This window comes from Erwinia sp. AnSW2-5, from assembly GCF_045107195.1.
In the GTDB taxonomy this organism is placed as follows: Bacteria; Pseudomonadota; Gammaproteobacteria; order Enterobacterales; family Enterobacteriaceae; genus Erwinia.
This window is the reverse complement of the sequence record NZ_JBJGXA010000012.1, coordinates 67,956-92,261: the sequence shown is the minus strand read 5'-3', so window position 1 is coordinate 92,261 and position 24,306 is coordinate 67,956. Positions and strand designations below refer to the sequence as shown.

The window sequence follows — 24,306 nt, the reverse complement described above, 5'->3', positions numbered from 1 at the left end:
GGCATTCAGCATCACTGGTCGACCGCTCGTCATGCCGGTCTTACTTTATCAGTGGCCGACCCTTTGTTCCGGCCTCATCCGCTGACAATCAGAACCAGGCTTCCCACATGGCGCCGACGTTAAAGGAGTCGAGCTGGGTATTATCATCGTTGCCGTTGATCCGTGCGGTACGCTTGTTATCCACTTCGCCACCGGTCACGTAGAAGCGCAGCATCGGACGGAACTCCGGTCCCATATCAATCGACACGTTCTGCGACAGCGTCACCTTCCAGCCGTGGTTATCGCCACCCTGGTCGTAAACCACGCGCTGGTAACCCGCTTCCAGCCAGGTGGAGTGCACATCGTTCCACCAGTACATCGGGCGCACGATGGCGCCGTAGTTGCGGCGGTCGTCGGTGTTATCGGCTTTATTCGCGTAGTCGTGGAAGGCCAGCAGATATTCTACCTGCGCCTGCTGAGTGAACTTGTAGTTCCCTTCAAAGCTGGCATAGATCGCCGTCAGCTCATCGGTTTTGTTAAACACGCTGTTATCAGCGTTGTTGGAGTAGCGGGTGATCACTTTATTCACGCCGTTTTCGCCGGTATGGCTCAGGACGACACCGCCCTGCCAGGCTTTCTGACGCTCTTTACTTTCCACCGCTTTGGAGTCAAAGCCGTAGTTGGCGTACAGCTCCAGATCCAGCGGGCCAACCTTCATGCCGTGGATTTTGGAGGTCACCGCATAGTTACCTTTATCACCGGTGCCCGACCCGCCGGTACAGCTGATGCGTGACGGGTTGCCATCTTCGTCCATCACTTGCGGGTTACAAGATTCCACTGCCGCCACTGTCGCGACATCAAACTTCACGCCGCCGATATCGAAGTTTTTCACCCCGGCGCCCTGCCCGTCATGGTTCATCCAGAAGTAATCGTTAATGCCCTGCTGTGGACGCTGGTGGAAATCACGCCCGGCCCACAGATACGCATTGGGGTTCGACTCGAACAGATTGGTGACGCCCGCATAGGCTTTTTTGAGGTTCACCTCATCGCCCCAGTGATCGATCATCACGTTTACGTCCCAGATCGCACCGTTATCGCCTTTAAAGGCTTTGGAAAGCTGGAACTCGCCGCCATTGCCTTCGTTGCCCAGGCGGCCAATCGCCGAGGAGCCGTTATAGGAACCGTCGACGCCGACAAACTTCTGATCGCCCCCCTGGAACTGCGCACCGTAACGCGCGTAACCGGTGAACTGTATGCCAAACGGGATCGCTTTGTCCGGCGACTGCGCGGCGGTTTGTGGTTCGGTGATCACATCCGCTTTTTTCGCCACGGCGCTGTCGGCTTTGGCCTGTCGCTCCGCCAGGGCTTTATCCACCGCGTGGTCGATCTTGACCTGGCGTTCAGCTAACGCTTTATCCACGGCTTTCGCCACAATGGCATCGAGCTGGGCCTGAGTAAATTCTTGTGCGACGACTGATCCAGAACAAAGGGCTGCCATGACCGCCAGCGTCACTGGCAATTTTTTAAATATTTTCATAATTATCTCAATATTACCCACACATCTTCTTGGCGCGTCACCATGCCGCGCAAAGAAGTGTGCGTGAGCGATGTTATTTTGGATAATAACCGTCTTGTTATGGTTTGCGTAATACCAACCCCATCACCAAAACAAGCGATTCTTTATAATAGACAGAGGTAAAGATGGATTAATATATTCTGGTAATTAACTCCTTCGCTAATATTGATATTCTATCGCTGATAGAGGTGGATAATTTCTTCGGATAATTCGCGGGCCAGTAATGAGGTCATCAGATGATCCTGCGCATGCACCATAATTAAGGTCATCGGCTGCCGGGCTTCCCCGGCATCCTGCTCGATCAGTTTGGTCTGCATCTGATGCGCCTGGCGCGAAAAGCCATCGGCCTCCTGCAACAGGGCTTTTGCCTTAGCCACATCCCCGCCACGCGCCGCGTGCAGGGCTTCAAAGCACAGGCTGCGTGACTGTCCGGCATTGACAATGATCTCCATCACCGCCTCTTCTAATTCAATCATTATTGTCCCCTTGTTGATTAAATCCATTGCTGGCGGCGGTGCGGGCAAACCACTCTCCGCTTTTTTTCACCGTCCGCTGCTGCGTGTCTAAATCGAGCTGTACAAAGCCGTAACGATTTTTATAGCCGTTGCACCACGACCAGTTATCAATAAAGGTCCACATGTGATAACCGAGGCAATGACTTCCTTCACTGATCCCTTTATGCAGCCACTTCAGATGCTCTGAAACAAATTCAATACGGTATTGGTCATTAATCTGGTCATCTTCAACAAAGCGTTGTTCATTTTCCACCCCCATGCCGTTCTCGGAAATAAAGCAGCGCGGGTTATCATAATTCACACGTAAGTTGGTCAGAATGTCGTAAATACCCGGCTCGTAGATTTCCCAGCCGCGATACGGATTCATTTTACGTCCAGGCATCTCGTAATTATCAAATAACCACTCTGGCATAAACGGCGATTGCAGATTCACCGCGCTGTCGCGGCACTTCACCCGACGCGGCTGGTAATAGTTAATCCCCAGCAGGTCGATCTTACCGTCAGCGATTAACGCCCGGTCCTCCGGCTGGCAAACCGGGAGCTGATCGTAGCTTTGCAGCAGCACCATCAGATCGGCCGGATACTCACCGCGCAGCACCGGGTCAAGGAAGCTGCGGTTAAACAGCAGGTCTGCATGGTGCGCCGCTTTCACATCCGCCGGATTCTGCGAGCGCGGATAGGAAGGCGTCAGGTTCAGCACAATGCCGATTTCCCCTTTGTACTGCCCGGCACGAAACGCCCGTACCGCCTGAGCGTGGGCCAGCACCGTGTGGTACGCGGCGGTGGCTGCGCGTTTAAAATCCACCACGTTCGGGTAATGGAAATCGTAAAGATAACCGCCTTCCACCGGGACAATCGGCTCGTTGAAGGTGAACCAGTGCAGCACGCGGTCACCGAACAACTCAAAGCACAGGTTGGCATAGCGGCTAAAGGCAGCCACCACATCACGGCTTTCCCAGCCGCCCTGCTGCTGCATCGCCATCGGCATATCAAAATGGAACAGCGTGATAAACGGCTGGATCCCCTGCGCCAGCAGCTCATCAATCACGTTGTTATAGAACGCCACCGCTTCCGGGTTAACCTCGCCTGTGCCGTCCGGGATCAGGCGGGACCAGCTCAATGAGGTACGGAAACTGTTGTGGTTGAGCTGCTTCAGCAGCGCAATATCGTCACGCCAGTGCTGGTAAAAGGTCGAGGTATCCTGCGGCCCCACCTGCTGGTGAAAGCGCGTCGGCTGCTGACGGTACCAGGCATCCCAGGTGGTTTCCCCACGGGCGCCAGGCTGGCTTTCCCCTTCGGTTTGCAGCGCAGAACTGGCGCTGCCCCACCAGAAGTCTTTGGGAAATTGATATTTCATCGTTGTGTTCTCCATGATGTTCAGTTGCTGCTGACGGTGCCGCTTAACGGTGCGGTGGCCTGGGCTTTCTGCTCTTCGGTTTTCATTAACGAGCGCTCATAGGCACGCAGGAACGGCAGGTACATCAGGGCCGACATCACCATACAAATCAAACACATCACCACCGGACTGAAGGCCCAGTTAGCCGCCCAGGATGCCCCGATTGGCGCGGGTGTGGTCCACGGAGTCAGCGAGACAACCTGCGCCAGCCAGCCCAGTTTGGTGGCACCATACGCCAGGCAGGCATTGATCATCGGCACGCAGATAAACGGCAGGAACAGCATCGGGTTCATGATGATCGGTGCGCCAAACAGGATCGGTTCATTAATATTGAAGAAGCTTGGCACCACGCCCATTTTGCCGATGGTACGCAGATGCGCCACGCGGCTGCGCAACAGCAGGAAAGCCAGAGGCAGGGTTGAACCCACGCCGCCGATCAGCAGATAGTGATCCCAGAAACCCTGTAAATAGATATGCGGTAACGCCGATCCGGCGGCCAGCGCGGCCTGGTTGGCCGACAGGTTTGCCATCCAGAAGGGGTTCATAATGCCGGTGACAATCAGGGCGCCGTGGATCCCGGCGAACCAGAAAATCTGGCACAGCAGCACCGACAGTAAGATCGCAGGCAATGAATCCGATGCCGACACCAGCGGCTCCAGCAAATGCATAATCGCCTGCGGCATGATCATGCCGGTTTGCGCTTCAATAAACAGATTCAGCGGATGCAGCGTGCCCATCACCACCACCACCGGGATGAGGATTTCAAAGGAGCGCGCCACCCCGGTCGGGACCTCTTTCGGCAGACGGATGGTAATATTGTTCTGCTTCAGCCAGGCATACACCCGCGTCGAGTAGATCGCGGTGATCAATGCGGTGAAAATGCCCTGCCCGGAGAGATACTGCGTGGAGATATGGCCATCTGAATAAGGCGCCGCCACCAGCAGAAATGCCATAAACGCCAGCAGACCGGACATCACCGGGTCAAGATTAAACTGCCGCCCGAGGCTGGCACCAATCCCGACAGAGATGAAGAAGGTCATCACTCCCATACTGAGGTTAAACGGCAGCATCAGCTGCTCGCGGTAGGTCAGGGAAAAATCCAGCCAGCCACGGGCAAAACTGTTGGTACTGTCCGCCGAGAACGGCGGGAAGATAAACACCAGCATAAACGAGCCGATGATCATAAACGGCAGCGCGGCGGTAAACCCATCGCGGATGGCGATAACATATTTTTGCTGGCCCAGACGCCCCGCCAGCGGGGTGATGGATTGCTCGATAACGGCAATCATTGACTGATAGAGCGAACTCATAAGAGCACCTTTTAGTGTACCGCGTTAATAAGCGAAATCGCGTAGTCCAGCACCTTGTCACCGCGCTGCATTCCGTAGTCCATCGGATCAATGGCCTGAACGGGAATGCCCTGAGTGGCAGCCTTTTCTGATAATGACTTGAGCATATATTTAACCTGTGGTCCCAACAGCACCACCTGGTAACGGGGAAATTGTGTATCGAATTCAGCCACACCATACGCCTCAATCTCGACGGCGATCCCTCTTTCATTGGCTGCTTCGACCATTTTCCTGACCAGCATGCTGGTCGACATCCCGGCAGAGCAGCACAGCATAATCTTGACCATCGACTGTCGTCCTCAAAATGTAATGAAACGTGAACACGGAAACGATTGGACACCATACGGAAACCGTTTTCCATTTAAGGAAAACAAAAATGTGATACTCATCATAAACGCACGGGTTAAAGGGTTTTTTCCTGGATTAGCGTCACAAAAATCAGGCCGATATGGATACTTTTGAGGTGATATGGAAAATCGGTTTCCATGAAAATGCAAAGCCGCTATACTGGCGATGGCGATTTTCTGCGCCATTATTGGTGATTTTTTGTGGTGCGTTAAGCGGTATCAGGGGAGAGAAATGTCAACAATCAACGATGTATCGCGTTTAGCTGGGGTGTCCAAAGCCACAGTCTCACGGGTGTTGAGTGGATCGCGCGGAGTGAAAGAAGCCAGCCGCCTCGCGGTGCTGAAAGCAGCGGAAGAACTCAGCTACCGGCCGAATGTGATCGCGCAGTCATTACTGTCGCAGTCGACGGGATGCATTGGCGTGATTTGCGCTCAGGAAAATATCAACCAGACCACCGGTTATCTTTATGCCCTGGAAAAACACCTCAGCCAGCATCAGAAGCATCTGCTGTTGCGTTTTGCCAACAGCAAAACGGGCGTGATGAATGCGCTGGACGAACTCTCCTGCGGTCTCTGCGATGATGTGTTGATTATCGGCGCACGCTTCCCGCTGAATATTACGGATGACAACGTGATCCTGATTGACTGCGTTGATGCCGACACGCCAAACAGCATCCAGTTTGATCATGCGTTTGCTGCCGAAACCGCCTGTAATTATCTGATCAGCCAGGGAAGACGCCAGATCGCTCTGATCCACCCGGAAGCGAGCGGTCACACCGACCAGGTGCTGCTGGGCTATAAGCTGGCGCTGGAAAACAACTTTTTGCCGTTTAACCGCAATCTGGTGTTTATGGATTCCACCACCTCATCCGTGGCGGTGCAGGTGCTGCTGAATAACGCCACCACGGTGAATTTCAACGCCCTGCTGGTCGCTGACGAGCAGGAAGCACAGCGGGTGATCGGCCAGTTGCAGGCATTTAATAAAACCGTACCGGGCGACATTATGATCTTCAGCCTCGCCGGTTCGCTGGATCTGCCGGGCATTCCCTCCATTCCCTCCATTGAATACTCTATGGACGCGATGGCGGCACGGATTGTCAGCTGGCTGACGGAGAAAACCCGCGACATGCTCGGTGCCTGCGTGCTGCGCGGGGATTTGATTATTCCGGACGGGCGGAAACGGTGAGTGGCGCTATCCGCTAAAAAGGCAGGAAACAGATGCCCCTGCGGGCATCTGTTATTGATCATTCACCATCGCCTTCCGACTCTTTCGTCATGTCATGCAAGGTTTTGTTATTGTCTCCCACCCTGTGCTGGGCCTGGGTTAACCCTGCCATTGACCTGTTTATATTGCGAGGAATTCCGGAGAAAACCCGCGTCCTGCACAAGCAAAAAACAACACATTAAGACAAGAAAAATAAAAAAAGACATAAATAAGATTGAATATTAAATTATATTCAGCCTCATTAACATAAGTGACAAATGCATTATAAGCACCCAAAAAGAACAAAAAATGCGTTATTTACCCCAATGCAACAGTCATTTTTCAGGTTATTTTTTGCAAAGAAATAGAAAACAACATGAAAAACAACAGAGTACCGAACCGCTCACCTTATTTACTCTTAATTAATGAAAACCCTCGCCTTGCCGATATACATCCTGAAGCAAAATCATTGCCAAAAATAGCAACGATTTCCTTGAATATCATTATTATTTAAAAAACGGACTTAATATGATTAATTTCAAATTCAATGACTTACCTATAGGTAAGAAGCTTTTTTCAGGATTTACACTGTTAATTCTTATCATTATTTTCATATCAGGTTTCAGCATCTATGAGTTAAAAACAATAGAACGAAACTCAGTGAAAACCACACTAACCAGTAATATTGGGAATTTTCTGGATACCGCCAGGCAAAGCAGGCTGATTTATATGCATACCGGTGATGATAAAATATTGCAGAAAAATGACGACGCAATACAGTCAATGCATGCGTTGATCAATGATGCCAGCAAATTTACCTGGCATGGAAAAACCCAGGAAGGATTCGAACAGCTGGTCGTGAGCCTTCAACGCTATGACCAGTTAAGAACGGATTATTACAATAAAAACCGCTACAGCCTTCAACTGGCTAAAAATCTGCACCAGAGCAATGATAAGCATTTCCTGACCGAACTGCATCATGACCTGCTGAATACGATTCCTGATGAGTCGCAGAAACAGATGGTTGATTTACTCTCGTCATTTTTGCGCCTCAGTCGGGCTGGCAGCATGCTGATGACACGCTATACCCCCGAAAATGCGTCAGACTTTGATGCGATATACGGTGAATCTTATTCACTCTATAAAGCCAGCATGGCTCAGTTGCCGGAGGCCGCAAAAGCGTTGTTAATACCTGCCTGGAATCGCTATGAGGATTTTCACGTTAGTGCAGAAAAGTATTTATCTGCCGCCAGGGAAACCCAGTTATCAGCTGACCTCATAAGCGCGGGGGGGGATAGCCTGAAAAAGGCCACCACCAGATTGATAGAGATGCAGGATGAGTATAACAATCAGCTGATTGCCAGCACGATAATGCTGATTAGTGTCCTTTCCTTGCTGGCCGTCATTATCGGCCTGGTGACGGCCTGGACGATTACACGCAAGATTACGCGCCCGGTGAGTGAAAACCTTGCGCTGGCTCAGCGTATCTCCAGTGGCGATCTGACCGCCCATATTACCCCGACCTCAAAAGATGAGCTGGGTGAGCTGACGGAAACCATGGAGGTGATGAACACACAGTTATGCGATATGATCTCTGGCATACGTGAAAGTGTCAGCCACTTAGCCAGTGCTTCCTCACAGATTGCGGCAGGTAATACGGATTTAGCCTCCAGAACGGAGCAACAGTCCGCTGCCGTAGTAGAAACCGCCGCCAGCATGGAAGAACTAACCTCAACGGTGCATCTCAACGCAGAGAATACTTTGCAGGCCAGCAAAATTGCTGCCAGCGCCAGCAATCATGCCAGTAAAGGAGGGCAGATCGTCAGTGAGGTTATCAGCACCATGAATGGTATTGCCGCCAGCTCACAGGAAATTACTGAAATTATCAGTGTGATTAACGGCATTGCTTTCCAGACCAATATCCTGGCGTTGAATGCCGCCGTCGAAGCCGCCAGAGCCGGTGAGCAGGGACGAGGTTTTGCCGTGGTGGCCGGTGAAGTCAGAACGCTGGCGCAGCGCAGTGCGGATGCGGCAAAACAGATAGCATCACTGATCAACGAGTCCGTCACGCGTATCAGCATTGGCACTGATTTGGTCAGCAAAGCGGGTGAAAGCATGGAAGATATCGTCACTTCCGTCAGTCATGTCAGCCAGATTATGGATGAGATTTCTACCGCCTCGAACGAACAACGTCAGGGCATAGAACAGATCAGCGTCGCGATAACAGAGATGGACTCAACCACCCAAAAGAACACCTCTCTGGTTCAGGAATCCTCCGCCGCAGCCCTTTCTCTTGAGCGGCAGGCGCAGAAGCTGAGTGAAATGGTTGCCATCTTTAAGATCAACGCCAGCGCGGTGCATAATGGGCAGGTCGTTGTCGAAACGGAAAGTGAAAGGCACCTCCTCACTCCGGCCAAAAAAACTAAAGCCGCTGAGGAAGAGTGGATAGCGTTTTAACGCTGACTGGCAGAGAGCATAAACAAGGCTCACCCGGATAATGGGTGAGCCTTTTCATTTCATTGCCCGACTATTCGCGCCAGCCCAGGCCCGGTGCTACATGCTTGAGGATCGCCTCAATAGTGTGCGCACAGTAATCCACGCCCAACTGGTTCGGCACGGTTAACACTAGCGTGTCGGCTTCAGCAATCGCTTCATCCTGCGCCAGTTGCTTGATCAGCTGGTCCGGCTCGGCGGCATAGCTGCGGCCAAAGATGGCGCGGGTTTTCTCATCGAGGTAACCCACTTTGTCCCCTTCTTTGCCGCTGTTGCCAAAGTAAGCACGGTCCATATCATTCACCAGCGCAAAAATACTGCGGCTCACCGAAACGCGCGGGGTGCGCGTATGCCCGGCGGCTTTCCAGGCTTCGCGGTAGGCGCGGATCTGAGCCGCCTGCTGGATATGGAAGGGTTCACCGGTTTCATCATCTTTCAGGGTTGAACTTTGCAGGTTCATACCCAGCTTCGCTGCCCAGACGGCGGTGGCATTGGAACCCGCTCCCCACCAGATGCGGTCGCGCAGCCCTTCAGAGAACGGCTCCACGCGCAGCATGCCCGGCGGGTTCGGGAACATCGGCTGCGGGTTCGGTTTGGCAAACCCTTCGCCACGCAGCATATCCAGCAGCACTTCGGTGTGGCGGCGCGCCATATCAGACTCGTTCTCACCTTCCGCTGGCTGGTAGCCAAAATAGCGCCAGCCGTCGATCACCTGCTCAGGGGAACCCCGGCTGATCCCCAGCTGTAAACGCCCACCGGAGATCAGATCCGCAGAACCGGCATCTTCCGCCATATACATCGGGTTCTCGTAGCGCATATCGATCACCCCGGTGCCGATCTCAATACGGCTGGTTTTTGCCCCGACGGCGGCCAGCAGCGGGAACGGTGAGCTTAACTGGCGGGCAAAGTGGTGCACGCGGAAATAGGCACCGTCTGCGCCGAGTTCTTCAGCGGCAACCGCCAGATCAATCGACTGCAACAGCGCATCGGCAGCCGAACGGGTACCGGACTGCGGCGACGGCGTCCAGTGGCCGAAAGAGAGAAATCCAATACTTTTCATGGGGTTTTCCTGTGGGGTGAAACAAATGACGATTGATTAGCAGTATATACCCAAAATAATTCGAGGTGCAGGAAGGCGGCAAGTCCGCAAGTCCCCAGGAGCATAGATGACTATGTGACTGGGGTGAGCGGGTGCAGCCAACGCATCTGCGGCTCGAAGTATGGCGGGTGGATTGTAATGAAAAATGAAATCCCGTATAAAAGAGCCCTCCGAGGGGTGTCCTGTAACGGGCTGAGATGGTGAAAACCGAACCCTTTGAACCTGATCTGGGTCATGCCAGCGAAGGGACGGGTTGGCAGTGACTTCTGCCCTGTTCACACCTCCGCGTGCCCGGATCTCCACTTAAGTGAGGGGATTCAGTGTCTAAAACCATTCAGTCAGTTGATTTCAGCCAGGGTCTGTACGGCCGTTTACGCCAGCAGGCGGGGAACGACTGGCAGGACTATGTTGCGCACCCGTTTATTCAACAACTCTCACGCGGCACATTGCCCGAAAACGCCTTTCGTCGTTATCTGACGCAGGACTATCTGTTCCTGATCCACTTTGCCCGCGCTTATGCGCTGTTGGTAAGCAAGCTGCGCACGCTGCCGGAAATGCGTGCCGCGACCGCCTCGCTGAATGCCATCGTGGCAGAGCTGCCGCTGCATGTCGGTTACTGCGAAAACTGGGGGCTGAGCGAAGCGCAGATGATGCAGGAGCCGGAGGCGGCGGAGACCATGAATTACACCCGTTACGTGCTGGATATCGGTCACTCGGGCGATGCGCTGGATCTGCTGGTGGCGCTGCTGCCGTGCGTGGCGGGTTACGCGGAGATTGGCCTGCGCCTGCTCAATGCCCCTGACACGGTGCTGGAAGGCAGCCCTTACGCGTCGTGGATCCGCAACTACGGCGATCCTGATTATCTGAACGGCGTTCGCGCTGCCCTCAGTTTACTGGAAACCGTCGGTCAGCAGCGCGGTGCCGAAAGCCGCTTCAGCGAACTGTCGGCGATCTTCACCACTGCCACGCGCCTGGAGTCGGCGTTCTGGCAGATGGGGCTGAATGCGGTACAAAGCGCATGAACCCTCCCGGCATTGAGGTGCGCGATCTGACGCTGTGCTTCGGCCCGCGCCAGATTTTCGACCGCCTCAGTTTTGATATCCCGGCCGGGCGCTTTGTTGCCCTGCTGGGGACCAGCGGCAGCGGCAAGACCAGCCTGCTGAAGATTATCGCCGGGCTGGCAGCACCAACGTCCGGCAGCGTCTGCGGCAGCGATGGTCTGCCACTGCCTGGGCGCATCGCCTATATGGGGCAGAAAGACCTGCTCTATCCGTGGCTGTCGATCAGCGACAACATCACGCTGGGGGCGCGTCTGCGCGGGGAGAAGGTGGATGCCGCCTGGGCCGATTATCTGCTGGAACGCGTCGGGCTGCACGGGCACGGCAACGATCGCCCTGCGGCGCTCTCCGGCGGTATGCGCCAGCGTGCAGCCATTGCCCGCACGCTGTATGAAAGACGCCCCATTGTCCTGATGGATGAGCCGTTCTCCGCGCTGGATACGCTGACGCGGGCAAAAATACAGACGCTGGCCGCCGAACTGCTGGCCGATCACACCGTGTTGCTGATCACCCATGACCCGATGGAAGCCTGCCGTCTGAGTCATCACCTGCTGGTGCTGTCGGGTTATCCTGCCGGGATCGATGACAGTCATACGATTGGTGGCCAGCCGCCCCGCGCCCCGGACGATGCCGACCTGCTGAAAAGCCAGGCCGACCTGTTGCAGCAGCTGCTGAGGGCCGCAGGATGAACGGAAAAATAGCCACCAGCCTGCGCGGCGTAATCATTTTTCTCGGGCTGCTGCTGCTGTGGTGGCTGGCGACCCTGAGCAATATTCCCGCTTTTCTGCTGCCGTCACCTGCCGCCGTCGCCCGCGCGCTGTGGGATGGCCGCGACTTCCTCGCATATCACAGCCTGATTACCGCCTCGGAAGTGTTAATCGGGCTGGTGCTGGGCGTATTGCTGGGGTCGCTGCTGGCCATCGCGATGATCTTCTCCCCCCGCCTGCAACGCTGGCTGATGCCGCTGGTGCTGACCAGCCAGGCCATTCCGGTGTTTGCCCTCGCGCCGCTGCTGGTGCTGTGGTTTGGCTTTGGCATCAGCGCCAAAGTGGCAATGGCCGTATTGGTGATTTTCTTCCCGGTCACCTCCGCCTTCTTTGACGGGCTGCGGCGGGTGAATCAGGACTATCTGGACCTTGCCCGCACGATGGGCGCTTCACGCTGGGCGCAGCTGCGCCATATCCGCTTGATGGCGGCGCTGCCCGCTTTTGGCTCCGGCCTGCGTATGGCGGCTGCCGTGGCACCGATTGGCGCGATTATCGGCGAATGGGTGGGATCGGCCGAAGGGCTGGGTTACGTGATGCTGAATGCCAATGCGCGTATGCAAACCGATCAGTGTTTTGCCGCGTTGTTTATCCTGGTGCTGATGACCGTCTTACTCTGGGTGGCGGTCGACGCCCTGCTCCATCGCCTGATCAACTGGGCACCCGAATAATGCTTAATCACGTAAAAAATAAGAAGGAATACAGCATGATGAAGAAAACCTGGGCCGCGCTGCTGTTCAGCGGCGCCTGCTCCACCAGCGCCATCGCCAACGAGCCACTGACGCTGGTGCTCGACTGGTATATCAACCCGGACCACGCACCGATTATGGTCGCGGAGCAGATTGGGGCTTTTAAAGCGGAAGGACTGGACGTGAAGATTGTGCCCCCGTCCGATCCCTCCCTGCCGCCGCGCCTCGTGGCAGCGAAGCAGGCGGATCTCGCCATTACCTATCAGCCGCAGCTGCACTTTTTCGCCGATGAAGGCCTGCCGCTGGTGCGCGTGGGCACGCTGATCAATACCCCGCTGAATACGGTGATAACGCTCGATAAAAGCATCACCTCCCCGATAAAGCTGAAAGGCAAGACGGTGGGATATTCCGTCAGCGGCATTGAACAGGCCACGCTGGCCACCATGCTGAAGCAGCAGAACGGCAGCCTGAAAGAGATTAAGCTGGTCAACGTGAACTTCCAGCTGACCAGCGCCCTGCTGGCCGGGCAGGTGGATGCGGTGATTGGCGGTTACCGCAATATTGAAGCGCAGGAGCTGAAGCTGCAGGGCAAAGATCCGGTGGTGTTCAACGTTGAGGATTATGGCGTTCCGGCCTACGACGAGCTGGTGATTGTGGCGAACCGCGACAGCGTCAATGAGCCGAAAGTGAAGAAATTCCTCGCCGCGCTGAAGAAAGGCAATGACTATTTGCAGGCCCACCCGGAAGAGAGCTGGCAGGCGTTCGCCAAAGCGCACCCGGAGCTGAATACCGAGCTGAACCATGTGGCGTGGCAGAAAACCCTGCCGTTGTTCGCCAACGATCCGGCGGCGCTGGATGTGAAGCGTTACGACGCTTATGAGCAGTTTTTGTTGAAGAATAAGCTGATTAAGAAGATCACGCCGGTTGCGCAGTATGCGGTAGAACTGCACTAGCAGCAGCCCTTCGTCGTACAACACGGGTCGATCGGAAAAGATGATCGCCCCCTACGCGCACGTGGATCAGTCGTGCGCACCATCAGCACGGTTCGACCGAAAAAAAAGGTCGAACCCTACACAGACAGCGATCCGTAGTGGCTGACCTTCTGTTTCGGTCAGCCAGCACAGCCGATCATCTTTTTCGATCGGCCAGTTGCACCAAACCTCACCGAACTCCCCCAAATCACCCCTCGCCAGAGATAATGATAACCATTATCATGAAATCCGCTATCACCCACCCGGAGTCAATATGAACGCAACGTCCCCTGAACGCATCACCACTGACTGCTGCATCGTAGGTGGCGGCCCGGCCGGACTGATGCTGGGTTATCTGCTGGCCCGTGCAGGCGTGCAGGTGACCGTGATTGAAAAGCACGGCGATTTTCTGCGCGACTTCCGGGGTGACACCATTCATCCTTCCACGCTGCAAATCATGCATCATCTTGGTCTGCTGGATGAGTTGCTCAGCCTCCCTCATCAGCGAGCACCGCGTTTACAGGCAGAAGTGGGGGGTGAAGAGGTCACGCTGGCCGATTTTTCCCGCCTGCCGGTGAAATGCCGCTTTATAGCGTTTATGCCACAGTGGGACTTCCTCAATTTCCTGGCGGCGAAAGCCTCTGCCCTGCCCGCCTTTACCCTGCGCCAGTCCACCGCGTTCAGCGAATTACTGTATGACAACGGCAGCGTGTGCGGCGTGCGTGCCACCCGCGGTAACGACACCTTAGAAATCCATGCCCAGCTGGTGATCGGCTGCGACGGACGCCACTCGCAGGTGCGGCAGCAGGCCGGGCTGACCGGGCGCTCATTTGGTACCCCACGCGATGTGCTGTGGTTCCCGCTGGATAAACGCGATGACGATCCCGAATGGAATATGGGCCACAAAGGGCCGAAGCAGAACTTTATCATGCTCGATCGCGGCACTTTCTGGCAGTGCGGCTACTCCATTACCAAAGGTGAGTTCGGGCCGATAAAGGCGGCAGGACTCGAGGCGTTTAAACAGCAGGTTGCCGCCGTGGCACCCTTTCCGGCCGCAAGGCTGGCAGAGATGACAGACTGGCAGCAGGTCCGGCTGCTTGATATCCGCATCGACAGGCTGGATGCGTGGATGAAGCCCGGCGTGCTGTGCATCGGGGATGCCGCCCACGCGATGTCACCTATTGGCGGCGTCGGTGTGAACCTCGCCATTCAGGATGCGGTTGCCAGCGCCAATATCCTGACGCCCGCGTTACTGCGCGGGAACGTCAGCCTGCGTCTGCTGCAAAAAGTGCAGAAACGCCGCCATTTCCCGACCTGCGCCACGCAATTTATCCAGATCAAAATGAGCGGAAAAAAGCGCAAAGAGGGCGAATCCAGCCCGCTGCCGCGCATCATTAAACGCTTCCCCTTCCTGCCTTACGTCTTCGGTTGGATCATCGGGCTGGGATTCCGTCGTGAGAAACCACGCCGCTTTAAAACCCCATCCTGACAAATCCCGTCACGATTTTCTGGTTCGCGGTCTACATACCGTTTAACCTGCGTTTACTATACGGCTAACAATAATGATAACAATTATCATTTCTTAACTGACCGGGATATTTGTACCATGACAACGCTGAAAACCTTACCCGCTCTGCTGTTGGCGACATTGCCTTCACTGGCATTCGCCACCACTTACCCGCTGACCGTGACCGATATGGACGGGCAAAAAGTGGTGATCAACCATGAACCACAGCGGGTGATCCTCCAGGACGGACGTGAAATCCTCAGTCTGGCCTTGCTTGACCGCGACAACCCTTTTCAGCGCGTCGTCTCCTGGAACAACCTGATGAAAAAGCAGGATACCGGTAGCTGGGACCTGCTGAAAAAACGCTGGCCTGAAGCGGAAAAAATTCTCGATATGGGCTTTTCTGACCAGGGTGAGGTTAACCTTGAAACGGTGATCGCCAAAAAACCGGATCTGATGATTGCCCAGCTGCGCGCCAAACCCGCGCTGAAGCAGACCGGCGTCCTGACTCAGCTGAGCGCCCTGAATATTCCGGTGCTGTTTGTTGATGATGAGCTACACCCGGTACAGAACACCGCAGCCAGCGTCACCCTGCTGGGCAAAGTGTTGAATAAAGAAGACAACGCCCACGCCTATACCGATTTTTATACCCAAAAGCTGAATGCCATTCAGGCCACGGTCAAAAACGTCTCCCCCAAACCGACCGTGTTTGTTGAGCCGATTGCCGGGATCGGCGGCGGCGGTGAGTGCTGCTTTACCCACGGCCATAACGGCTGGGGCGCGCTGGTTGAAGCCACCGGCGCTAAAAATATCGGTTCCGATCTGCTGCCCGGCACCAGCGGCACCATCGAGGTGGAAAAAGTCATCAGCCTGAACCCGGATTACTACGTAATGAGTGGTTCAAAACGCGGCGGTAAAAGCAGCCCGGTTATTCCGCTGGGTTACAACACCGACGTGAGCGAGATTAAAGCCAGCTTCGATCATCTGCGTGATCGTACCGGGGTGAAGGATATCCCGGCGGTGAAAGCAGGCAAAGTCGCGGCGGTGTATCACCACTTCTATAACCATCCGTACAACATCATCGGCATTGAGATGCTGGCGAAGGACTTCTACCCGCAGCAGTTCAGCCATGTTGATCCGACCGCTGACTATCACCACATTATCCGCACCTTTACTAAGCTGCCGGATGAGCCGATCAATATCGAATATCACCCGCAGTAAACTGCCTGCTCTGAACACCCAATCGCGCTGAATTTTGGCGCGATTTTTTTTGTTTTTATTTCAATAAAAACAATTATTTACGTGGTCAACGCCCGAGATGGCATCGGTAAAATTGCGGCAAAGTCCGGGCTGTCCCGTGAGCAGCTTTACCGCACGCTTTCCGAAAAAGGGAACCCGACCATCAAAACACTCACAGCGATCACCCGTGCGGCAGACGTGCGTCTGTTTGCCAACGCGGCGGGTCACGCAGGTTAAATCTGAAACCAGGGTGCTCAGCTGCTTATTTCAGGCTAGCGTTACATCGACCTGTTGAATTCATCCATCCCCTTACATCGCATCTTCCAGAAACGCTATAAATGCCCTCACCTTCGCATTCAGTGCCGAACGTTCGTTGACGCAGGCATAAATATTCATCGGTGAAGACGCTATGGTGTTCTCATCACCGTGGTCTGAGCTGAACAAAGGTGTGAGTCGTCCTGTCTCTATCAACGGCTGGGCAATAAAGCTTGCCAGACGGGCAATGCCGCCGCCGTTTTCTGCTATTTTCGCAATGATATCAATATCATCACTGATAAATTCGGGATTAAGCTTCGCGTTAACCGATTGTCCATCGACGATAAACGCCCAGGGGAGAAAACGCCCATCGGTGGGATAGCGGAACACCAGGCAGGCGTGCTGGCTTAGTTCTTCAGGCGTTCGGGGCGTGCCCGCACGCTCAAGATAAGTGGGGGATGCGCAGACTATAAAAGGTAGCGAGGCGATTTTTTTGGCAATTAGCTGATCGTTCAGCTGTGCCTCAATGCGAATACTGACGTCGACGCCTTCCAGTCGATGGTCGACGTTGCGATCGGTACTGATCAGTTCGATATCAATATCGGGGAACGATGCTTTGAACGCGGGCATCAGTGGCGCGATAACGTAGCGGCCAAAGGCGGCCGTGGTCGCGATGCAAAGTGGCCCCTGCGGCCGGGTTTCAATCGCAGCAGCCTGCGAGGCAAGGTCGATATCCTGTGGAATATGACGGACTTTCTCGAAATAACGTTTACCGCTTTCGGTTAAGGTCATGCTCCGCGTGGTGCGCGAGAGCAGACGCACGCCCAGATGCGCCTCCAGCCGGGAAAGGCTCTGGCTCACCGCTGCGGGACTCATCCCTTTAGCGCGTGCCGCCGCGGCGATGCTGCCGTTCTCCACCACGCGGATAAAATTCCCAATCAACCCCAACAGATCCATATTGTCCCCAATGCTCGATTCGTCACTTTTATTTAATAATGATTAAAGCATAACCGCTCTACCGCAGTCCTGATTCGCTTGTTAGGTTAGTGCCCGTTTCGCCACCTGCTAATAAAAGGATAACCTGATGACTGATACTATCGTAAAGACTACCGCACGTAATCGCCTGCCAAAGCGAGCGTCTCCCTACATCTTCGCGCTTTATATGGCGACCATTATGGCGTTTCTGATGAGCCTGGTTATCACTCTGGCGGAATTTGGCATGGGGCCAGATTACATGACAAATGTGATGAATGCCTACAAGGTTACCCTGCCTGCGGCCTTTGTTTGCATACTGGTTGTACGTCCGATTGTTATCCGCCTGGTTGGATTAACGGTTCACGGTCACTGAGTCTTTTATTATCCCCATTTCGTCTTTCCAACAACGGCCAGAGTAAGGAGTGCTCTGGCAATAAGGGATTTCTGTGATAAAAAAGCGTACCGGGCCGCGATGCCTAAAACCTGATGGAGCAGAAAATGAGAACGCAAAAGCGATGCATAGGTTATGTGGCGGTGGCGGTCGACGACTACGACCGTGCGATTGAGTATTACACGGATAAACTGGGCTTTACCCTCGTTGAAGATACGCCACAGCCAGGAAAGCGCTGGGTGGTGGTGACACCGAACCCTGAAAGCGACTGCAATATTCTGCTGGCCCGCGCCTCCAATGAACGTCAGGAAGGCTTTATCGGTAACCAGTGTGGCGGCAGGGTTTTCCTGTTCCTGCAAACCGATGATTTCTGGCGCGACTATAACGCTATGAAGGCAAAAGGCGTGCATTTCTGCCAGGAACCGCGTGAAGAAGAGTATGGGACGGTGGTGGTGTTTGAAGATCTCTACGGCAACCGCTGGGATCTCTACCAGAATACGCAAGACTAAATAAAATGGCTTAAACGGATTTAGAAATGACGAAAATATTGATGATGCTGGTACTTACGACAGCAGTTGCAGGCTGTGCTCCGTTGATACCGAAAGACTGTAAGAAGAATAGCGCCCTTGAATCTTGTACCTACAATCGTTCCGGTAAGGTATCAGATAAAGACATATTTGGTGAGCAGGCCTCATCGATCAAAAAAGCCCTGGATACAGCCTTAACCGAGCCACATGCCTGGGAGGGTAAACGATGCAATGCGCACCTCGATTTCAATATCGATGGTACTTTACAGAATTTCATCATTAAGGGGGGTGATGAAGGTTATTGTCATGCTTTAGCAGAAGCGGCCAAACGTGCTAAATTCCCGCCATTTAAAGATCAGCATGTCTACGACATCATGGGTTCATCACGCTGGGATATGCACGGGCAGCCCTGAGCGGTGAGTGCGGGGGGTTTGTGCTTATACAGTGTGCGCTGTATGACAGAGTTCGTGTTTTGCACTTAGTTGTCTGATCGACTTACAAAGGCTGCTTTGTGCCAAAAGCAGACCTTGGTAACGCCGAAACATTGAGATTTCGGCATTTGTGATTAATAATTTCAACTAGTTGCGCTTGCTAAGTATTAATGTGACATTAGTTCGTTAACTGTGAAATCAGGGTTTTCCTCAAAGTCATCATCAGTAATACTATTACCATCAATGGCATATTTATTTCCGTCTATCTCAATATGAAGTGGCTGAAAGGTATTTACATCACCAATAGGATGTCCATTGTCATCCCTCTGAATTTGTAATGGCGGTTTGTTTTTAGGGTTATATTCATATATATAACTGGATAGATCATATATTTTTCCCGCCCCTGAGGGTAAAACACCAATATGGTTTATAAAGTGCTGTTCAAGTGTAACTATTTTTGAGTTTTTAACGATTTTATTAATGGCTGAAAGTGTAAGGCGCTTAACAGAAGCCTCCTCCTCACCATTAAATTTGACAATTAACTTATCATGTTTTTTTACCTTATATTCACCTACTATCGAAGGCATATCGAAATATGAATGAAGATCGAGTTTTGGCTGGGTTATCGAATTCAACTCATCAAGAAATTGCATATAAAACCGAAGAAGTGTATGTCTACCAGTTGCTCTTGACAATGATAGTTTGTCAGGGTCTGATGGTAGATTATAAGTATTAAAATTATTCCTTATCCGCCCATTAGGACCGATAATTCCCAGCCCAAGAACAACAACAAAATCTGGTCTTAAGTTAATATTAGACATTTTTTTATCTAAGTCATTAACTTGTTTGGCAATCGCCTCAAGACTTCTATTTGTTGCATAAGAAAATATTGCAGTTACAGGGACTACAGGGTTTAATCCCGTACTCATCCCTGGTGTGAGTGAGTTAGTAAAACCTTGCGTAGAAATTATTTTTTTTAAACTAGCAATGTTATTGTACGCATCCTTTAATTCCGCACTATCAAGGTGTGATTTCATGCTAATAGCGCCAAATACGCTTTCTCTTGGATATAAAGAGTGAGAGTCGGATTTTAAAAAAAGAGGGCAATGATCTTTGTCGAAGATGACAATATCCAATTCACCGCTAATTTCATTTTCAGGTGAAATAACCTCACCCCGACCTATGCCATATTTATTTGGCAGATATTCTTTAAGAAAGTCTACGAAAGCATTTTCTCTATTATCTCCTTTCCCACCATTATGTTTTATTTGCATGGTTTTTTGGAATTTTGCCGATAACTCCACACTTATAGCTTCAAATATTTTACGTATATCCACGCTGACCTCTAATGATAATTATCAAGAATTAAGTAATGCTTATTTTAACATAGCCTATCACTAGCTTTAATTTTTTCGAGCATATGTAAATTTGATTTTTTACATTAAAAATAAATATCTTATAACTACCACGCTCAATATAAAACAATGAATAAGGTCGTTTAAAACATATCACCGCACACGAAAAAATAAATATTAGCTATTGTATAGTAGTATATCTCATAATCAGAAAATTGGTTCCAACATTATTTTCTATGTGAGAAGTAATTGTCTACTCCCCGCTCTAAGCTGCCGTTAAGACACCTCATATCACCAGATGAACGGCTCAGGAATACATCAACAGTTCAACTTAAAGATTTTGCTGTGATGGGCAGTCCGCCCACGCTTAACAATCAGCTGGATCTTAAACTCTCGATTGCATTGTTGCTAAGCATGAGCACGGATTTAACACTGACGCTGATTCTATCGATAATGGCCTGCCGGGGTCCAAGACGCCACTCTTCGCTGTTATAAAAAGATTCCTGAGAGAATTTCACCTGAGAGAGGTTGTCATAAGCTCTGATCAAATAGTAAGCATCGTCGTCATGGGCTGATATACCAAAAGAAATAATATCCATGCCTGCTAAACGGTGAAGTGGAGCACTTTCCTCCGTCATTATCCTGTGGAAGTCTTTCCCGGTACCTGGTTTTAGGGTGTACATCAAAAATTCGACTGTTTTCATCTTCTATATCCTGTTCATTTTTATCATCATAGCGAATTATTACACCGTGGAAGCATGAGGCTTACCAGAACTGGCTTAGCGCCCTGATTGATATTAGTTCTTTCCTCACCATGCTGGGCCTGAGCGGCTTCTGAGTGCCAGAATCGAACGTTAAGGATATCATGATTCAGTTAACATCGAAGATGCGGCTGACTTGCTTTCAAGTATGTTAATGATTAAATCGCGTGGAAAAATTGTCTCATCAGTGTGTATCATTTCTTCTATTGTCCACCAATGATGATCGCGAATGACTTCCTTTTCATTGCTACTCCATCCTGAGCGGTCGAAATCTACTGTATTTGCATTAATCATAAAGAAACACTCTTCAGCAAGTACCGTCTCCCCACTTGGTAGCATCATTGTGAAGGTCCGGGACGCTATTTGTGGTCCTGTTAATGTTCTCGTCAAACCCGTTTCTTCAAATAATTCGCGTATAGCGGCCTGCTCGAACGATTCATTTTTTTCAAGCCCTCCGCCCGGATTTGCCCAGTATGTTTTTCCTCTCAGAGCACCATCTTTATGACAGAACCTAAAGAGCAGGACGTGATTTTCAGGCGAAAAAATGATCAATCGAGATAATGGTCGAATCCGCACGTATCCACCTTAAAAAAGCTAAAATACTAATTCTCGATATTTATCTAAATATAAATTGGAGCCTGAATCGGCCTATAGGTCTGCTTTTTCTTACAGCTTTAATCACACTCAACGTCCGCTTTTCGCTCGGAGCGGACATAGCAGCTCTTCCCTAAACTTATCAAATAGATTTCAATTAACATTTATTTATCAGGCCTGTTCCATGGCATTTTTAACAATAAATTCGCAATCCCACATAAACCGCTTACTCCTGCAAAGAGTAATCCTGCACCTACAAAGCCTGAAAGCAAAAAAAACCGGCTATCTGTGGTGTATCCCATTACAACGCCGATAAGAATCAGTGTGCCCGCAACAATCTGAACCTGCCTCATGATAGGCAACGGCCGTTTTTTGTCTTTAATAGTCGGGAGGTTGGCGCTCTTCCATGCGTTTATGCCCCCAGCCATCAGTAAAGTCGGCACAGGGCTTGCTGCTTTCAATAGCGCATTGGCATTCTGAGCCGTGCGGCCCCCTGACAAACAATGAAAAATAACGGGTTGTCTATCTGTACCCTCCACCGTTTTACCTGCCGTAATATCGCTAAGAGGGAGTGAGCGTGCGTTCGGTATATGCTCACGCTGGTATTCAGTGAGGTCTCGAATATCAATGAGCACAGCCCCTTGATCAATAAGTCTTTTGGCTTCTTGCGGTGATACTGATTCTGGCGTCATTTGAAATCCTCCGGACAGTAAATGTCTTTTAACGTGGAAATAACTTTTTTCACCGAGTCGTTTTTGATGAAATAGTTCACTTTTTGCGCCACCCTTTCAGACTCAATCAAACCGTCTTCTTTCATTTTTGACAGGTGCTGAGAGGTTGCTGAAGGCGTTAAGCCGGTCAATTGCCCCAAATCACCTGACGATGTGCCGGGTTTATCAATGAGAATACAGAGGATCAACAGTCGATTGCTGTTGCTCATCGACTTAAGCAGCGTTGTTGCCAACGAGGCACTTTCCTGTAACTGGAACAGATGAGTCTCTTTCATTTTGTTATTTAGCATTTCCTAAATTTAGAAAACTCTAAATTAAATGATACTCACACGCAATCAAAAAAACTCTAAGGGCGGCAGAATGTCTGCTTTTCGCTCATAGCAGACCTTACCGCTTTTCAGCTTCCCGCTCAGTGCCAGGAGCAGACCTTAGCGCGTTGAACAAGTATGGATATTATGCAAAACCCAGGTAACCAACAGGCTACCCGGGAAACGAAGCTAAAGCGGCGCAACGTTTTCCACGACATGCTGGAAAACGTAGGGATCGGAAAGTAGTTCAAATTCTTCGTCATCTGGGTAAGTCACTGCGACTTGATAGCTTTCTCCGGCAAATGTCTTAACCGATTGCAGATCTTGCCAGTAAGTAGCCAGAAAAAAATGCTCCCAGCCACCCTGGGTCTCTCTGCGCACAAAAGCGCCTCTGTTCCCAGATATGCTCTTTGAATGTTCTACACCTGTTTTCTCAAGGTGTTTCGCAAAAGCTTCAGCATGTTTTAGTGGAACACAACCGTGCCAGGTCCTTACAATCATTCGTGTTTCCCCTTTTAGTGGTAAGAATATAACCATAGCATCGGAAGTCACTTTATGGCGTATTTTCCAAATAACATGTCTTGTAACTCAAACACTTATTATTGGTATCAGCCAGCTTCACTTACAACTCCTCCCCCCACTTCCTGAATTTTCCCCCAGCCCTTCCGCCCCATGATAAGGTTGAAATCACGCAAACTGTCACAGGATAAACAGGCAAAAAATGGGCGAAAACGCGATACATGAGTGGCACAGCAACGCTTACCTGATTCAGCACCGACCGTGAAAAGTTAGACACCGTGGCAATACACCAGTATCTGACCCGATCAACATGGGCTGCCGGAATCGATAAGGAAACCGTGATGGCCGCGATCCATCACAGCCTTAACTTTGGCCTTTATCATCACGGGGCACAGGTCGGGTTTGCCCGGCTTATCACGGATTACGCCACCTTTGCCTACCTCTGTGACGTCTACGTGCTGGAAGAACATCAGGGGCAGGGACTGGCAAAATGGCTGATGCAATGCATCCACAATCACCCGGTTTTTGTCCGGCTCCGCAGGATCATGCTGTTCACCACCACTGCGCCCTGGCTGTATGAAAAGTTCGGCTATGAGCCTGTCAATAAACCGAATTATGCATGGGCGATAACCCGGCCTGATATCTATCGTGCTTAACACGTGTTTTCTGCAAAAAAGCGAGTGCATAATCCACTGTATGAACAACGTCCGTAGATGAACGTGATAACCCCTTTAAACCTCGTGACAGAAGAGCAAAAAAGTGCACATTAAAAGGCTTATGGACAACCCTGATTATCTTGCTCAAACCACAGACTTACTGTTTAAGGAGTGGTCCTGCCTGCCTTTATGGTCAGATGCTCAACAAATTCGGGCACGGCTCATTGAGCGTAATTCCGCTGATAACTGGCAGATTACCCTGGTGGTGATTGATGCAGAAAATAATGTTGTCGCGGCAGGTAGCCTGATTTGCTATGAGCTAAATGATAATCCTCAGCGGATGCACTGGCTGGGAGAAGTGATTACCCGGCCTTCACATCGTGGCAAAGGAATAGGAACCACACTGGTTAAACGTTTGATTAAATATGCATATGAGAAAAATATTGCTGAACTGTGGCTTTACACTCCGGACATGCAGCCTTTATATCGCAAACTCGGATGGGTAGATGAAGAGACCCGGATCGTGGCCGAAGAATCTGTTACGGTGATGGTTTTAAATATTAATAATCAATAAATTAACTAAATTTCGCTTGCGTTTGAATTGCCACTGTACGGCA

The 24,306-nt window shown here is 51.5% G+C and carries 25 protein-coding genes, 2 pseudogenes and 1 riboswitch; of the genes and pseudogenes, 14 read left to right on the top strand and 13 right to left on the bottom strand.

The features are described from left to right. Nucleotides 1-88: 88 nt before the first annotated feature. The 5 genes from ACFL9S_RS11615 to ACFL9S_RS11595 form a co-directional block, all read right to left on the bottom strand. Nucleotides 89-1,516, bottom strand: coding sequence for a carbohydrate porin (locus tag ACFL9S_RS11615; RefSeq protein ID WP_405262058.1), 1,428 nt, complete (start codon nt 1,514-1,516; stop codon nt 89-91). A gap of 212 nt (nt 1,517-1,728) precedes the next feature. Further along, nucleotides 1,729-2,031: a PTS lactose/cellobiose transporter subunit IIA gene (locus tag ACFL9S_RS11610; protein ID WP_405262057.1), complete on the bottom strand. Its 303-nt coding sequence runs from the start codon at nt 2,029-2,031 to the stop codon at nt 1,729-1,731. Beyond that, nucleotides 2,024-3,427: a glycoside hydrolase family 1 protein gene (locus ACFL9S_RS11605; protein ID WP_405262056.1), complete on the bottom strand. Its 1,404-nt coding sequence runs from the start codon at nt 3,425-3,427 to the stop codon at nt 2,024-2,026. The genes ACFL9S_RS11610 and ACFL9S_RS11605 overlap by 8 nt, the downstream gene beginning before the upstream one ends. Before the next feature lie 20 nt (nt 3,428-3,447). After that, nucleotides 3,448-4,776 carry a PTS sugar transporter subunit IIC gene (locus tag ACFL9S_RS11600; protein ID WP_405262055.1) on the bottom strand — a complete coding sequence of 443 codons (1,329 nt, stop codon included), beginning with the start codon at nt 4,774-4,776 and terminating at the stop codon, nt 3,448-3,450. 11 nt (nt 4,777-4,787) lie between these two features. Continuing rightward, nucleotides 4,788-5,102 (bottom strand): PTS sugar transporter subunit IIB, encoded by a 315-nt coding sequence (locus ACFL9S_RS11595; protein WP_405262054.1) that lies wholly within the window; start codon nt 5,100-5,102, stop codon nt 4,788-4,790. Between the two features lie 292 nt (nt 5,103-5,394). Here ACFL9S_RS11595 and ACFL9S_RS11590 point away from each other — a divergent pair, with 292 nt between their 5' ends. Further along, a complete protein-coding gene (locus tag ACFL9S_RS11590; protein WP_405262053.1) occupies nt 5,395-6,348 on the top strand; it encodes a LacI family DNA-binding transcriptional regulator in 954 nt (317 codons plus the stop codon). Nucleotides 6,349-7,026: 678 nt separating this feature from the next. Then, nucleotides 7,027-8,823: a methyl-accepting chemotaxis protein gene (locus tag ACFL9S_RS11585; protein WP_405262051.1), complete on the top strand. Its 1,797-nt coding sequence runs from the start codon at nt 7,027-7,029 to the stop codon at nt 8,821-8,823. A gap of 70 nt (nt 8,824-8,893) precedes the next feature. Here the strand turns inward: ACFL9S_RS11585 and ACFL9S_RS11580 are convergent, their stop codons facing one another. Continuing rightward, on the bottom strand, nt 8,894-9,919 hold the full coding sequence (locus tag ACFL9S_RS11580) for an LLM class flavin-dependent oxidoreductase (protein WP_405262050.1): 1,026 nt from the start codon (nt 9,917-9,919) through the stop codon (nt 8,894-8,896). Nucleotides 9,920-10,121: 202 nt separating this feature from the next. Beyond that, nucleotides 10,122-10,224: riboswitch (TPP riboswitch) on the top strand. Nucleotides 10,225-10,290: 66 nt separating this feature from the next. Between ACFL9S_RS11580 and ACFL9S_RS11575 the strand changes: the two genes are divergently transcribed. From ACFL9S_RS11575 to ACFL9S_RS11545, 7 genes and pseudogenes are all read left to right on the top strand, one after another. Further along, entirely contained in the window at nt 10,291-10,980 is a 690-nt protein-coding gene (locus ACFL9S_RS11575; protein WP_405262094.1) for a TenA family protein, read from the top strand. Beyond that, nucleotides 10,977-11,705 (top strand): ABC transporter ATP-binding protein, encoded by a 729-nt coding sequence (locus tag ACFL9S_RS11570; protein ID WP_405262049.1) that lies wholly within the window; start codon nt 10,977-10,979, stop codon nt 11,703-11,705. Before ACFL9S_RS11575 ends, ACFL9S_RS11570 begins: the two co-directional genes overlap by 4 nt. Further along, nucleotides 11,702-12,451 (top strand): ABC transporter permease, encoded by a 750-nt coding sequence (locus tag ACFL9S_RS11565; RefSeq protein WP_405262047.1) that lies wholly within the window; start codon nt 11,702-11,704, stop codon nt 12,449-12,451. Before ACFL9S_RS11570 ends, ACFL9S_RS11565 begins: the two co-directional genes overlap by 4 nt. A 35-nt stretch (nt 12,452-12,486) precedes the next feature. Further along, nucleotides 12,487-13,422: an ABC transporter substrate-binding protein gene (locus ACFL9S_RS11560; RefSeq protein ID WP_405262045.1), complete on the top strand. Its 936-nt coding sequence runs from the start codon at nt 12,487-12,489 to the stop codon at nt 13,420-13,422. Nucleotides 13,423-13,714: 292 nt separating this feature from the next. Further along, the gene (locus tag ACFL9S_RS11555; RefSeq protein WP_405262043.1) at nt 13,715-14,929 is read left to right on the top strand and encodes an FAD-dependent oxidoreductase; all 1,215 of its coding nucleotides are present in this window, start codon (nt 13,715-13,717) and stop codon (nt 14,927-14,929) included. Nucleotides 14,930-15,046: 117 nt separating this feature from the next. After that, nucleotides 15,047-16,168: an ABC transporter substrate-binding protein gene (locus ACFL9S_RS11550; RefSeq protein ID WP_405262042.1), complete on the top strand. Its 1,122-nt coding sequence runs from the start codon at nt 15,047-15,049 to the stop codon at nt 16,166-16,168. An 81-nt stretch (nt 16,169-16,249) separates the two neighbouring features. Further along, nucleotides 16,250-16,423: pseudogene (locus ACFL9S_RS11545) on the top strand (DNA-binding protein); the annotation flags it as partial. A gap of 72 nt (nt 16,424-16,495) precedes the next feature. Here the strand turns inward: ACFL9S_RS11545 and ACFL9S_RS11540 are convergent. Further along, nucleotides 16,496-17,398, bottom strand: coding sequence for a LysR family transcriptional regulator (locus ACFL9S_RS11540; RefSeq protein ID WP_405262041.1), 903 nt, complete (start codon nt 17,396-17,398; stop codon nt 16,496-16,498). A 127-nt stretch (nt 17,399-17,525) separates the two neighbouring features. On the opposite strand from ACFL9S_RS11540, the gene ACFL9S_RS11535 reads away from it, so the two are divergent. The 3 genes from ACFL9S_RS11535 (at nt 17,526) to ACFL9S_RS11525 (ending at nt 18,747) form a co-directional block, all read left to right on the top strand. Next, nucleotides 17,526-17,789 carry a DUF2798 domain-containing protein gene (locus tag ACFL9S_RS11535; RefSeq protein ID WP_405262040.1) on the top strand — a complete coding sequence of 88 codons (264 nt, stop codon included), beginning with the start codon at nt 17,526-17,528 and terminating at the stop codon, nt 17,787-17,789. Nucleotides 17,790-17,914: 125 nt separating this feature from the next. Next, nucleotides 17,915-18,316, top strand: a complete 402-nt coding sequence (locus ACFL9S_RS11530) for a VOC family protein (protein WP_405262038.1) — start codon at nt 17,915-17,917, stop codon at nt 18,314-18,316. 26 nt (nt 18,317-18,342) lie between these two features. Beyond that, on the top strand, nt 18,343-18,747 hold the full coding sequence (locus ACFL9S_RS11525) for a cell envelope integrity TolA C-terminal domain-containing protein (protein WP_405262037.1): 405 nt from the start codon (nt 18,343-18,345) through the stop codon (nt 18,745-18,747). A gap of 185 nt (nt 18,748-18,932) precedes the next feature. On the opposite strand, the gene ACFL9S_RS11520 is transcribed toward ACFL9S_RS11525, so the two are convergent. From ACFL9S_RS11520 to ACFL9S_RS11495, 6 genes are all read right to left on the bottom strand, one after another. Then, nucleotides 18,933-20,102: a DUF6602 domain-containing protein gene (locus ACFL9S_RS11520; RefSeq protein ID WP_405262035.1), complete on the bottom strand. Its 1,170-nt coding sequence runs from the start codon at nt 20,100-20,102 to the stop codon at nt 18,933-18,935. 392 nt (nt 20,103-20,494) lie between these two features. Then, a complete protein-coding gene (locus tag ACFL9S_RS11515; RefSeq protein WP_405262034.1) occupies nt 20,495-20,824 on the bottom strand; it encodes an NIPSNAP family protein in 330 nt (109 codons plus the stop codon). A gap of 159 nt (nt 20,825-20,983) precedes the next feature. Continuing rightward, nucleotides 20,984-21,457 (bottom strand): NUDIX hydrolase, encoded by a 474-nt coding sequence (locus ACFL9S_RS11510; RefSeq protein WP_405262033.1) that lies wholly within the window; start codon nt 21,455-21,457, stop codon nt 20,984-20,986. Nucleotides 21,458-21,639: 182 nt separating this feature from the next. Further along, nucleotides 21,640-22,167, bottom strand: coding sequence for a rhodanese family protein (locus tag ACFL9S_RS11505; protein ID WP_405262032.1), 528 nt, complete (start codon nt 22,165-22,167; stop codon nt 21,640-21,642). After that, nucleotides 22,164-22,481 carry an ArsR/SmtB family transcription factor gene (locus ACFL9S_RS11500; RefSeq protein WP_405262031.1) on the bottom strand — a complete coding sequence of 106 codons (318 nt, stop codon included), beginning with the start codon at nt 22,479-22,481 and terminating at the stop codon, nt 22,164-22,166. The genes ACFL9S_RS11505 and ACFL9S_RS11500 overlap by 4 nt, the downstream gene beginning before the upstream one ends. A 222-nt stretch (nt 22,482-22,703) precedes the next feature. After that, nucleotides 22,704-23,015: a hypothetical protein gene (locus ACFL9S_RS11495; RefSeq protein WP_405262029.1), complete on the bottom strand. Its 312-nt coding sequence runs from the start codon at nt 23,013-23,015 to the stop codon at nt 22,704-22,706. A gap of 220 nt (nt 23,016-23,235) precedes the next feature. On the opposite strand from ACFL9S_RS11495, the pseudogene ACFL9S_RS11490 reads away from it, so the two are divergent. Further along, nucleotides 23,236-23,689: pseudogene (locus tag ACFL9S_RS11490) on the top strand (GNAT family N-acetyltransferase). Nucleotides 23,690-23,810: 121 nt separating this feature from the next. Further along, nucleotides 23,811-24,263 carry a GNAT family N-acetyltransferase gene (locus ACFL9S_RS11485; RefSeq protein ID WP_405262028.1) on the top strand — a complete coding sequence of 151 codons (453 nt, stop codon included), beginning with the start codon at nt 23,811-23,813 and terminating at the stop codon, nt 24,261-24,263. The last annotated feature ends 43 nt before the right edge of the window (nt 24,264-24,306 follow it).

What these genes read in the sequence shown, in the direction of transcription:
- ACFL9S_RS11525 (WP_405262037.1), top strand. Translation starts at nt 18,343, where the DNA reads ATGACGAAAATATTGATGATGCTGGTACTTACGACAGCAGTTGCAGGC.
- ACFL9S_RS11535 (WP_405262040.1), top strand. Translation starts at nt 17,526, where the DNA reads ATGACTGATACTATCGTAAAGACTACCGCACGTAATCGCCTGCCAAAG.
- ACFL9S_RS11615 (WP_405262058.1), bottom strand. Translation starts at nt 1,516, where the DNA reads ATGAAAATATTTAAAAAATTGCCAGTGACGCTGGCGGTCATGGCAGCC.
- ACFL9S_RS11605 (WP_405262056.1), bottom strand. Translation starts at nt 3,427, where the DNA reads ATGAAATATCAATTTCCCAAAGACTTCTGGTGGGGCAGCGCCAGTTCT.
- ACFL9S_RS11610 (WP_405262057.1), bottom strand. Translation starts at nt 2,031, where the DNA reads ATGATTGAATTAGAAGAGGCGGTGATGGAGATCATTGTCAATGCCGGA.
- ACFL9S_RS11595 (WP_405262054.1), bottom strand. Translation starts at nt 5,102, where the DNA reads ATGGTCAAGATTATGCTGTGCTGCTCTGCCGGGATGTCGACCAGCATG.
- ACFL9S_RS11600 (WP_405262055.1), bottom strand. Translation starts at nt 4,776, where the DNA reads ATGAGTTCGCTCTATCAGTCAATGATTGCCGTTATCGAGCAATCCATC.
- ACFL9S_RS11580 (WP_405262050.1), bottom strand. Translation starts at nt 9,919, where the DNA reads ATGAAAAGTATTGGATTTCTCTCTTTCGGCCACTGGACGCCGTCGCCG.
- ACFL9S_RS11530 (WP_405262038.1), top strand. Translation starts at nt 17,915, where the DNA reads ATGAGAACGCAAAAGCGATGCATAGGTTATGTGGCGGTGGCGGTCGAC.
- ACFL9S_RS11500 (WP_405262031.1), bottom strand. Translation starts at nt 22,481, where the DNA reads ATGAAAGAGACTCATCTGTTCCAGTTACAGGAAAGTGCCTCGTTGGCA.
- ACFL9S_RS11555 (WP_405262043.1), top strand. Translation starts at nt 13,715, where the DNA reads ATGAACGCAACGTCCCCTGAACGCATCACCACTGACTGCTGCATCGTA.
- ACFL9S_RS11485 (WP_405262028.1), top strand. Translation starts at nt 23,811, where the DNA reads ATGGACAACCCTGATTATCTTGCTCAAACCACAGACTTACTGTTTAAG.
- ACFL9S_RS11550 (WP_405262042.1), top strand. Translation starts at nt 15,047, where the DNA reads ATGACAACGCTGAAAACCTTACCCGCTCTGCTGTTGGCGACATTGCCT.
- ACFL9S_RS11505 (WP_405262032.1), bottom strand. Translation starts at nt 22,167, where the DNA reads ATGACGCCAGAATCAGTATCACCGCAAGAAGCCAAAAGACTTATTGAT.
- ACFL9S_RS11560 (WP_405262045.1), top strand. Translation starts at nt 12,487, where the DNA reads ATGATGAAGAAAACCTGGGCCGCGCTGCTGTTCAGCGGCGCCTGCTCC.
- ACFL9S_RS11515 (WP_405262034.1), bottom strand. Translation starts at nt 20,824, where the DNA reads ATGAAAACAGTCGAATTTTTGATGTACACCCTAAAACCAGGTACCGGG.
- ACFL9S_RS11495 (WP_405262029.1), bottom strand. Translation starts at nt 23,015, where the DNA reads ATGATTGTAAGGACCTGGCACGGTTGTGTTCCACTAAAACATGCTGAA.
- ACFL9S_RS11590 (WP_405262053.1), top strand. Translation starts at nt 5,395, where the DNA reads ATGTCAACAATCAACGATGTATCGCGTTTAGCTGGGGTGTCCAAAGCC.
- ACFL9S_RS11540 (WP_405262041.1), bottom strand. Translation starts at nt 17,398, where the DNA reads ATGGATCTGTTGGGGTTGATTGGGAATTTTATCCGCGTGGTGGAGAAC.
- ACFL9S_RS11565 (WP_405262047.1), top strand. Translation starts at nt 11,702, where the DNA reads ATGAACGGAAAAATAGCCACCAGCCTGCGCGGCGTAATCATTTTTCTC.
- ACFL9S_RS11570 (WP_405262049.1), top strand. Translation starts at nt 10,977, where the DNA reads ATGAACCCTCCCGGCATTGAGGTGCGCGATCTGACGCTGTGCTTCGGC.